The sequence below is a fragment of the Kitasatospora putterlickiae genome, assembly GCF_039527695.1.
In the GTDB taxonomy this organism is placed as follows: domain Bacteria; phylum Actinomycetota; class Actinomycetes; order Streptomycetales; family Streptomycetaceae; genus Kitasatospora; species Kitasatospora putterlickiae.
On sequence record NZ_BAAAKJ010000147.1, the window covers coordinates 1,077 to 11,037 of the forward strand.

A 9,961-nucleotide genomic window follows, 5' to 3' on the forward strand; every position below is an offset into this window, starting at 1 on the left:
AGCGCCTCGGCGAGGTGATCGGCGTCCTGCGCGACGAGACGGATGCGCACGCCGCCCGGGGCCCGGCCGACGCGGGCGTCCCGCAGTTGGTGGCGGAGGCGGCCGCGGCGGGCCTGGACGTCCGGCTGACCGTGACCGGTGAGCCGGACGGGCTGCCGAGGGCGGCCGAGCACGCCGCCTACCGGGTGGTCCAGGAGGCGCTGACCAACGTCGCCAAGCACGCCCCGGGGGCGCCGGTCGCGGTGCGGGTCGGGTACTCCCCGGACGGTGCCGTGGTCCGGGTGGTCAACGGACCGCCCCCGGGCGGCGGCTCGCCCGGGCCGGTGACGGGTGGTCGCGGCCTCATCGGTCTGGCCGAGCGGGTCAGGCTGGCCGGCGGCACCTTCGGGCACGGGCCCCGTGACGACGGGGGCTTCGAGGTCCGGGCCCGGCTGCCGCGTGCCGGTGCCCCGGCGGGCGGCCCGGAGCCGCTGCCGGTGTCGGTCTCGCCCGCCGGTGAACTGCGCCGGGCCCGCCGCCGGGTGGGCCGGATGATGGCGGCCGTGGTGCTGGTGCCGCTGACCGTCGCCCTGGTCCTGACCGCCGTGCTGCGGGGCTGGACCATCCAGGTGACCGGCCGGTCCGTCCTCGACCCCGCCGACTACGCGTCGCTGCGCGTCGGCCAGGACCGGGCCACCGTCCAGCGATTTCTGCCGGAACGTCAGTTTCCGTACCATCCGTCCGTGGGCAACCCACCGCCCGGCGGAGAGGGAGTGACATGCGAGTACTACGCGATGACGGCCGAGACGTTCAACGACGACCGCTCCGGGGACGCGTACCGGCTCTGCTTCCGGAACGACGTGCTGATCTCCCTGGACGCCCTGATCCAGTGAGCGCCCGGTGAACGGCGTGGAGCGGGAGAACGGGGCCCGCCCACCGATCCGGGTGCTGATCGCGGACGACGAGCCGATGGTGCGGGCCGGGGTGCGGGCCGTGCTCGCCACCGACCCGGGCATCGAGATCGTCGCCGAGACCGGGGACGGGCGGGAGGCGGTCGACCTGGTCCGGCGCCACCGCCCGGACGTCGCGGTGCTGGACATCCGGATGCCCGGGACGGACGGCATCGCCGCCGCCGCCGAGATCCGCCGGGGCGCCGTCACCACCCGGACCGGGGCGCCGACCGGGATCGTCATGCTGACCACCTTCGGTGAGGACGACTACATCCTGCGGGCCCTCGGAGGGGGCGCCAACGGTTTCCTGATCAAGTCCGGCGAGCCGGAGGAGCTGATCGCCGGGGTCCGCTCGGTGGCGGACGGCGCTGCCTACCTCTCACCCCGGGTGGCCGCCCGGGTGGTGGCCCACCTCGCCGCCAGCGGGGCCGGTGGGCCTGCCGACCGCAGGGCCGCCGCCCAGCGCCGGGTGGCCGGGCTGACCGCCCGCGAACGCGACGTGCTGGCGCTGGTCGCCGCCGGGCTGTCCAACGGCCAGATCGCCCGTCGGATCGGGGTGGTGGAGGGCACGGTGAAGGCGCACGTCAGCAACGTCCTGGCGCGGCTGGGGGTGGCCAACCGGGCGGCCGCCGCCGTCCTCGCCCATGAGGCCGGTCTGGCCGCGGGCCCGTCGTCCTGACGCCGTGCCGGACGCCGTGCCGGGTGCCAGGACGGGCGTCGCCGGCAGCGGACGGAGCAGCAGCGGACCGAGCAGCCGCACGCCGCCCAGCGCGCCGACCGCCGCCGTCGCGGACGGCAGCAGAGCGACGACCACCGCCGCCGTGACCGTCCCGCCCAGGACCGCGCCGGCGAGCACGTCGTGCGGGTAGTGCACCCCGGCGGCGACCCGCAGGCCGGCCGTGCCGAGGCCGACGGGTACGGCCGCCCACGGCAGCCACGGCAGCCACGGCGCCCAGGCCACCCAGGCCGCCCGGCGCGGCCGCAGCAGCACCAGCCCGGTGGCCAGCGCGACGGCCAGGGTCGCGTGGTTGCTGGGGAAGGACCAGTCACCCGGCGGCGGGCAGTCGGCGAGCGCGGTGGACGGCAGGGCGGCCAGCGCCCGGCAGGGCCGCTCCTCGTCGAGCACGAGCTTCAGCAACTCGCTCGCCCCGTACCCGAGCACCGTGCCGAGGCCGGTGAGCGCGACGCCCGCGACCGCGTCGGCGGCCCGCCGCCCGCGCGCCGTCCACCAGCAGAGCACCAGCAGCAGGCCCAGCACCAGCAGCCCGGCCTCGGTGGCGGGCTCCAGCAGGGCGGCGAGCCGGGGCGGGGCGTCGGCGACGGCGTCGGCCACCCGGCGGTAGGCGTCGGCGGACCAGCCGGTGACCACCCGGACCGGTCCGTCCCCGCCCGCGCGCCCCGGCGCCAGCCACCCGACCGCGCCGGTGCCCGCCCCCAGCAGCACCACCGCGAGGGCCGTTCTGTTCCTGAGCGTGTTCGTCATGCCACGGACCGTAGGGTGCGGAGGGGGTGGCCGACCCGACCCGAAAGACAGGGGCCGACCTTGACGATCGTCAGGGTTGACGCGCACCCCGAGCTGTGTGGGCCGGACGGGTAGGTTCGGGGTGTGACGACGAATCCTCCGGGCGCGAAGCTGATCCTCCTCATCACCACCCACCGGGTGGCCCCCGGCCTGCTGTCGTGGCCCGCCTGGGAGGCGCTGCGGTCGGCCGGGCGGGTGCTCGCCGCCGACCCCGCCCACCCGCAGCTGCCCGCGCTGGCGCAGGCCGGCGTCGAGGTCCGGATCGTGGCCCCCGGCTCCGCCCCCGCGCTGGCCCGGCTGCTGACCGAGGGCCCGGCCGAGCCCGCCGGTCAGGACACCGAGCCCGCCGGTCAGCCCGCCGGTCAGGCCGGGCAGGACGCCGACGCCGGCCCGACGGTCTGGCTGGGCAGCCCGGACGGCGACCCCGGGCTGACCGACGCGCTGGCCCGCCTCGCGGTCGAGCACGCCGGCGAGGTGCCGGAGATCGAGGTGCTGCCCGGCTCGTACGACCTGCCGGGCGCGCGGCTGCTGGACCTGGTCTCCGTGATGGACCGGCTCCGCTCGCCGGGCGGCTGCCCGTGGGACGCCGAGCAGACCCACGCCAGCCTGGTGAAGTACCTGGTCGAGGAGGCCTACGAGCTGGTCGAGGCGATCGAGGAGGGGGACCGCGACATGCTCCGCGAGGAGCTGGGCGACGTCCTGCTCCAGGTCTTCTTCCACTCCCGGATCGCCGAGGAGCACCCCACCGGCGCCTTCTCGATCGACGACGTGGCGGGCGACATCGTCGACAAGCTGATGTACCGCCACCCGCACGTGTTCGGCGACGCCGAGGCGAGCGGTGCGGCCGAGGTGGAGGCCAGCTGGGAGGCGCTCAAGGCGGCCGAGAAGTCGGAGCGCGAGTCGGTGCTGGACGGCGTGCCGCCCGGGCTGCCCTCGCTCGCCTACGCGGCGAAGCTGGTGTCCCGGGTGCGCCGGGCGGGCTTCACGGGCGTGCCGGACGAGCCGTACGAACTGCCCGCCGGGCTGACGGCGGAGTCGGTGGGCCGGCTGCTGCTCGCGGTCGCGCAGCGGGCGCACGACGCCGGGGTGGACGTGGACGCCGCGCTGCGGGCCTCGGCGCGCGGCTACCGGGACGCGGTCCGCGCCGCCGAGGGGCTCAAGCCCGCCGAGTAGCCCCACCGAGTGGCCCCACCGAGTAGCCCAACCGGGTAGCCGCACCGAACAGCCCGGCCGGCCACGGCCGGGCCTCGGACGTCAGGCGGCGGCGACGTCCTCCACCGGCCGGCGCTGCGCCGGCACGACGACCTCGCCGATCGCCTCGCCGACCAGGGCGACGAGTTCGGCGAGCCGCTCCAGGTCGAGGTGGTCGGGCAGGTCGGCGAGGGAGACGATCCGCTCGCCGTCCGGTCCGGCCACGCAGAACAGGTCGATCGGGCCCAGGTGCTTCTCGGCGGTGTCGACCAGCGCGGCGACGTCGCTGGGCCGGCGGACGTCGCCGCAGACGCCGACGACGGGGCAGCCCGGCCGGTCGAGCTCGGTGGCGAGGTCCTCGGCGATCCCGACCCGCAGGTCGGCGATCAGCATGCCGGCGGCTCCCGCCGCGGTGAGCCAGCGGGCGAGGTCCGCCCCCGACCCGCCGTCGAGTACGGCGATCACGACGACCGAACCGTTGACCCGCATGGCTTGCTCCTCCCTGTGGGCGGCTCCGCACCGGCGCCCACGCGCATCTTGCGGAGGATCGTAGGCAGGTCCTGACCCTCCGCGACAGGAATTACCCCTCAGGTGACCAGGCTCACGCCTGCCGCGCCCGGCCGCTCGGGACCGCCGTCCCGCCACCCGCGCGCGCACCGTGCGGTGGGCCGGACACGCCCGGGATACCGTCGACCCATGCCAGCTCAGCCCGCCTCCGCCCGTCCGCCCCTGTTCACCTGGGAGTTCGCCGCCGATCCGTACCCCGCGTACGCGTGGCTGCGCGAGCACGAGCCGGTGCACCGGACCACCCTGCCCAGCGGGGTGGAGGCGTGGCTGGTCACCCGGTACGCGGACGCCCGGCAGGCGCTCGCGGACGGCCGGCTCTCCAAGAACCCGGTGCACCACAGCGAGCAGGCCCACCGCACCGGCCGGGTCGGCATCCCGGGCGAACGCCAGGCCGACCTCATGACGCACCTGCTGAACATCGACCCGCCGGACCACACCCGGCTGCGCCGGCTGGTGTCGAAGGCGTTCACGCCGCGCCGGGTGGCGGCCTTCGAGCCGCAGGTGCAGCGGCTGACCGACCGGCTGATCGACGGCTTCGCGGCCCGCGGGTCCGCCGACCTCATCCACGAGTTCGCCTTCCCGCTCCCCATCTACGCGATCTGCGACCTGCTCGGGGTGCCGGCCGAGGACCAGGACGACTTCCGGGACTGGGCCGGGATGATGCTGCGGCACACCAAGCCGGGGCAGGGCGGCGGCCAGCGCGGCGGGGTGGGGCGCGCGGTGAAGCGGATGCGCGCCTATCTGGCGGAGCTGATCCACCGCAAGCGGGCGGACCTCGGCGACGACCTGATCTCGGGGCTGATCCGGGCCAGCGACCACGGCGAGCACCTGACCGAGAACGAGGCCGCGGCGATGGCCTTCATCCTGCTCTTCGCCGGCTTCGAGACGACGGTCAACCTGATCGGCAACGGCGTGTACGCGCTGCTGCGCAACCCGGGGCAGCGCGCCCTGCTCCAGGAGTCCGTCGCCCGCGGGGAGAGCGCTCTGCTGGAGACCGGGATCGAGGAACTCCTGCGCTACGACGGGCCGGTGGAACTGGCCACCTGGCGGTTCGCGACCAGCCCGCTGACCATCGGCGGGGTGGAGATCCCGGTCGGCGACCCGGTGCTGGTGGTGCTCGCGGCGGCGGACCGGGACCCGGCCAGGTTCGCCGACGAGAACACCCTGGACCTGGCCCGGACGGACAACCCGCACCTGGGGTTCGGGCACGGCATCCACTACTGCATCGGCGCGCCGCTGGCGAGGCTGGAGGGGCGGGCCGCGCTGGCCACCCTGCTGACCCGGCTGCCGGACCTGCGGCTCGCCGCGGACCCGGAGGAGCTGCGCTGGCGCGGTGGTCTGATCATGCGTGGACTCCGTGAACTTCCGGTGGAATTCACGCCGGAGAAAGCGCCCGTCGGGAAGGCTCCGGAGACCGGCTCGGAGACCGGCTCGGGGAGCTGACGGCGGGCCCGGGCGGGAGCTGACGGAACCGCACGAGGCACTGACGGGCGCTCTCCGTTACCCGGTTACCAGGCATCTGAACCACCCTCAATCCGGACATACCGCCCCGGTTGGTAGGCAATCAATCACATGACGTGATGTCCATGTGATATCGGCGATATGAGCTTGTGATTGCTCTGAAGATCTGTCTACTCTCCGTGGAGCCCGCAGCTGCGGGCCCCGTGCGCGGAACGCCGAGTCCTGCCCGCCGCGCCACGGGAAACCGACCAGAACCCTGGGCAGGGGCGGGGGACCCAGGTTTTGCGCCGTCTCCCACGGCTAGGGGTGAAGCCGCCTCAGCGCGGCCGGGCCACCTCCCGGTCCGAACCCGACAGCTCACCTCGCAGGCGTGCGGAGAGGGACCTCTTCATGCTGCTCGTTGGAACCGGTCGTCACCGTCGCCGTACCCAGGCCGAGAAGGCCATCGCCGTCGCCGGCGTCGCCGGCGTCGGACTGGCGATGCCGATCCTCAGCGCCACCGGCGCCTCCGCCGCCCCGGTCTCCACCTGGGACGCGGTCGCCCAGTGCGAGAGCGGCGGCAACTGGAGCATCAACACCGGCAACGGCTTCTACGGCGGCCTCCAGTTCACCGCCAGCACCTGGAAGGCGTTCGGCGGCGCCGCCTACGCGCCGCAGGCCAACCAGGCCTCGAAGGCCCAGCAGATATCGGTCGCCGAGAAGGTCCTCGCCTCGCAGGGCCCGGGCGCCTGGCCGGTCTGCTCCAAGAAGGCCGGCCTGACCAAGGGCGGCGCCCCGGCGGCGGTCGACACCTCGACGCCCGCCAAGCCGGCCGCCCCGAAGCCGCAGGTCCCGCAGGCCGCCCAGGAGGCCAAGCCGCAGCAGGAGGCCCCGAAGGCCGCCGCGCCGAAGCACGCCGCGCCCAAGCAGGAGACCCAGCAGGCCGCCAAGCCGCAGGCGGCCCAGCCGTACGCGCCGAAGCACGCCGCCCCCAAGCAGGAGGCCCCGCAGGCGCAGCAGCAGTCGCCGGCCTTCTCCGGCAAGGCCGGCTGGGACGCCGACGCCAAGGTGTACTGGTACCAGAGCAACGGCGCCTGGTACTGGACCAGCCACCAGGGCGTCTACCAGCAGTACGCCGGCCAGCAGGCCGCCCAGGCCCCCGCCGCGCAGCAGCAGCAGCCGGCCGGCCAGGGCTACACCGTCCGCTCCGGCGACACGCTCGCCGGGATCGCCACCGCCCAGGGCGTCTCCGGCGGCTGGAAGGCCCTGTACGACGGCAACCGCGCCACCGTCGGCACCGACCCGAACCTGATCGTCCCGGGCCAGGTCCTGACCCTCGCCTGACGACCGGTCCGCCCGGTCTGACCGGGCGGGCGAAACCGGACGGACGAAGCGGACGGACGAAGCGGATGGACGGAGGGGGCCGATTGGGCCCCCTTCGTCCGCATCCGGACCTCTCCGGCCGGGCAACCAGGTGAACTACCGGTGGGTAGCCGGGCCACACGCTGAGACGGAACCGAGGTCGACGTGGCCCGGACAGCCCGTGCGGTTAGGCTCTGGTCGTAACGACTCCGCAATCGTCCGGCCGACCGCACCCCACGTCAGCCGACCCTGCTTCCGCTAGGAGATGCCTCGTGCCGTCCATCGATGTCGTCGTCGCCCGTGAGATTCTCGACTCGCGCGGCAACCCCACGGTCGAGGTCGAGGTCGGCCTCGACGACGGCAGCACGGGCCGTGCCGCCGTCCCGTCGGGTGCCTCCACCGGTGCCTTCGAGGCGCTGGAGCTCCGCGACGGTGACAAGAACCGCTACTTCGGCAAGGGCGTGGAGAAGGCCGTCCTGGCCGTCATCGAGCAGATCGGCCCGGAGCTGGTCGGCTACGACGCCACCGAGCAGCGCCTGATCGACCAGGCCATGCTCGACCTGGACGCCACCCCGGACAAGTCCTCGCTCGGCGCCAACGCCATCCTGGGCGTCTCGCTGGCCGTCGCGCACGCCGCCTCCGAGGCCAGCGACCTGCCGCTGTTCCGCTACCTGGGCGGCCCGAACGCGCACGTCCTGCCGGTCCCGATGATGAACATCCTCAACGGCGGCTCGCACGCGGACTCCAACGTCGACATCCAGGAGTTCATGATCGCCCCGATCGGCGCGGAGTCCTTCTCCGAGGCCGTCCGCTGGGGCGTCGAGGTCTACCACACCCTCAAGGGCGTGCTGAAGGAGCGCGGTCTGTCGACCGGTCTGGGCGACGAGGGCGGCTTCGCCCCGAACCTGGACTCCAACCGCGAGGCCCTGGACCTCATCGTCGAGGCCATCCAGAAGGCCGGCTACGTGCCGGGCAAGGACGTCGCGCTGGCCCTGGACGTCGCCTCCTCCGAGTTCTACGAGGACGGCGCCTACCAGTTCGAGGGCAAGGCGCTCACCTCCGCCGAGCTGATCGAGTACTACGCCGGCCTGGTCGCCGCCTACCCGCTGGTCTCCATCGAGGACCCGCTGGACGAGTCGGACTGGGACGGCTGGAAGGCCATGACCGACAAGCTGGGCGACAAGGTCCAGCTGGTCGGCGACGACCTGTTCGTCACCAACCCGGCCCGCCTGGCCCGCGGCATCGAGACCGGCACCGCCAACGCGCTGCTGGTGAAGGTCAACCAGATCGGCTCGCTGACCGAGACCCTGGACGCCGTCGAGCTGGCCCAGCGCAACGGCTACCGCTGCATGATGTCGCACCGCTCCGGCGAGACCGAGGACGTCACCATCGCCGACCTCGCCGTCGCCACCAACTGCGGCCAGATCAAGACCGGCGCCCCGGCCCGCTCCGAGCGCGTCGCCAAGTACAACCAGCTGCTGCGCATCGAGGAGATCCTCGACGACGCCGCCGAGTACGCCGGCCGCGGCGCCTTCCCGCGGTTCAAGTACGAGGGCTGAGCCCGCCCGGCGGCGCCCGGCGCTGGTGGAGGCGATCGGCGCGGAGGTGGCCTCGGTGCTCGGGCACGCGGGCCCGATGGACGTCGAGCCGCACCTGCCCTTCGTGAAGCTGGGCTTCGACTCGCTCACCGGCATCGAGCTGAAGACCCGGCTGGCGGCGGCGACCGGTCTCGAACTGTCCGGCACGCTGATCTACGACCACCCGACGGCGGCGGAGCTCTCCGACCACCTGCTGGAACTGCTCGACGGCGACCCGGCGGACGGCGCGAACGCCCTGCTGGACGACCTCCAGCGGCTGGAGCGGGCGCTGGTCGCGCCGCCGGCGGACGAGCATCTGCGCGAGGAGATCGGCGGCCGGCTGGAGACGCTGCTGTGGAACTGGCGGGAGGCGACCGGCGGCCGTCCGGACCCGGTGTTCCAGGACGCGCGGAACGACGCGGCGGCGGATCTGGACGCGGTCAGCGACGACGACATCTTCGATCTGCTCGACCAGGAGTTCGGCGACCACTGAGCGCCGGTCGTGTACGCCGGATCACTTCGTTCATCATGTGTTGTCGACTTCGTTTGATAGCCTACTGTCACTTGCAAGGGTGTTGAGCGTTGGTGGTGGAGGCCCCCATGACTCCGGCGAAGGTGCGCGGCGGTTCGGCGCCCGACAAGGGTGAGCCGGCCGTCGGCCTGCGGGAGCGCAAGAAGGCCCGGACCCGGGCCGCGATCCAGCAGCAGGCACTGCGGCTGTTCCGCGACCAGGGCTATGACGCCACCACCATGGAGCAGATCGCCGAGGCGGCCGAGGTCTCGACGAGCACCATCTTCCGCTACTTCCCGACCAAGGAAGAGCTGGTGGTCTCGGACGAGCAGGAGGCGTTCTTCATCAACGCCTGGCGGGAGCAGCCCAAGGAACTGCCCCTGGTGCGCGCGCTGCGGTACGCCATCAGGAGTACGTTCCAGGGGCTGTCCTCGACGGAGCTCGGCGCGCAGCGCGACCGGGACGTCCTGATGCTCACCGTGCCGGAGCTCTGGGCGGCCAGCCTGGGCAACGTCGCGGAGGCCCGGCAGACCATCATCGAACTGGTGGCGGAGCGCGGCGGCCGGCCGCAGGACGACGTCCAGGTCCGGGCGGTGAGCGCCGCGGTCTTCGGCGTCATCCTGGACGCGATGCTGCGGTGGGCCCAGGACCCGGGCCAGGACATCGCGGAGGAACTCGACCGCGTGCTGGCCTTCATGGACAACGACCACTTCAACGGCCTGGGGGGCGCCGAGCCTCCCGCGGACCGCGCGTAACACCGGTCCGGACGGGGGTGGCGCGATGGGGGGATTCCGGCGTCGAGCCGGCGTGAGGGATCTCCCGCGCCGGTGCCGCAGAGCACGCACGACCGACCGCGGGCGGA

Annotated in this window: 9 protein-coding genes, 1 pseudogene and 1 riboswitch; of the genes and pseudogenes, 8 read left to right on the top strand and 2 right to left on the bottom strand. The window is 73.8% G+C overall.

Annotated features, from left to right (window positions below; translation table 11 throughout):
- Together ABD308_RS15285 and ABD308_RS15290 are read left to right on the top strand one after the other, a co-directional pair.
- On the top strand, positions 1-872 hold an 872-nt coding region (locus ABD308_RS15285), incomplete at its 5' end, for a sensor histidine kinase (RefSeq protein WP_425554773.1).
- A 76-nt stretch (positions 873-948) separates the two neighbouring features.
- On the top strand, positions 949-1,608 hold the full coding sequence (locus ABD308_RS15290; RefSeq protein ID WP_425554774.1) for a response regulator: 660 nt from the start codon (positions 949-951) through the stop codon (positions 1,606-1,608).
- Between the two features lie 186 nt (positions 1,609-1,794).
- On the opposite strand, the pseudogene ABD308_RS15295 reads toward ABD308_RS15290, so the two are convergent.
- Positions 1,795-2,412 (bottom strand): annotated as a pseudogene (locus tag ABD308_RS15295) (phosphatase PAP2 family protein); the annotation flags it as partial.
- A gap of 123 nt (positions 2,413-2,535) precedes the next feature.
- Between ABD308_RS15295 and ABD308_RS15300 the strand changes: the two are divergent.
- Positions 2,536-3,624, top strand: a complete 1,089-nt coding sequence (locus ABD308_RS15300; protein ID WP_344333853.1) for a nucleoside triphosphate pyrophosphohydrolase — start codon at positions 2,536-2,538, stop codon at positions 3,622-3,624.
- A gap of 81 nt (positions 3,625-3,705) precedes the next feature.
- Here the strand turns inward: ABD308_RS15300 and ABD308_RS15305 are convergent, their stop codons facing one another.
- Positions 3,706-4,131, bottom strand: coding sequence for an SDR family NAD(P)-dependent oxidoreductase (locus ABD308_RS15305; protein WP_344333855.1), 426 nt, complete (start codon positions 4,129-4,131; stop codon positions 3,706-3,708).
- 207 nt (positions 4,132-4,338) lie between these two features.
- Between ABD308_RS15305 and ABD308_RS15310 the strand changes: the two genes are divergently transcribed.
- The 5 genes from ABD308_RS15310 to ABD308_RS15330 all read left to right on the top strand — a co-directional run bounded on the left by ABD308_RS15310 (position 4,339) and on the right by ABD308_RS15330 (position 9,854).
- On the top strand, positions 4,339-5,652 hold the full coding sequence (locus ABD308_RS15310) for a cytochrome P450 family protein (protein WP_344333857.1): 1,314 nt from the start codon (positions 4,339-4,341) through the stop codon (positions 5,650-5,652).
- 254 nt (positions 5,653-5,906) lie between these two features.
- Positions 5,907-6,055: riboswitch (cyclic di-AMP (ydaO/yuaA leader) on the top strand.
- 5 nt (positions 6,056-6,060) lie between these two features.
- The gene (locus tag ABD308_RS15315; RefSeq protein ID WP_344333859.1) at positions 6,061-6,993 is read left to right on the top strand and encodes a LysM peptidoglycan-binding domain-containing protein; all 933 of its coding nucleotides are present in this window, start codon (positions 6,061-6,063) and stop codon (positions 6,991-6,993) included.
- A 290-nt stretch (positions 6,994-7,283) separates the two neighbouring features.
- Positions 7,284-8,570, top strand: a complete 1,287-nt coding sequence (gene eno / locus ABD308_RS15320; protein WP_344333861.1) for a phosphopyruvate hydratase — start codon at positions 7,284-7,286, stop codon at positions 8,568-8,570.
- Positions 8,571-8,616: 46 nt separating this feature from the next.
- On the top strand, positions 8,617-9,081 hold the full coding sequence (locus ABD308_RS15325) for an acyl carrier protein (RefSeq protein WP_344333874.1): 465 nt from the start codon (positions 8,617-8,619) through the stop codon (positions 9,079-9,081).
- Positions 9,082-9,188: 107 nt separating this feature from the next.
- Complete coding sequence (locus ABD308_RS15330) at positions 9,189-9,854, top strand: acyl-CoA-like ligand-binding transcription factor (protein WP_344333862.1); 666 nt, start codon at positions 9,189-9,191, stop codon at positions 9,852-9,854.
- The last annotated feature ends 107 nt before the right edge of the window (positions 9,855-9,961 follow it).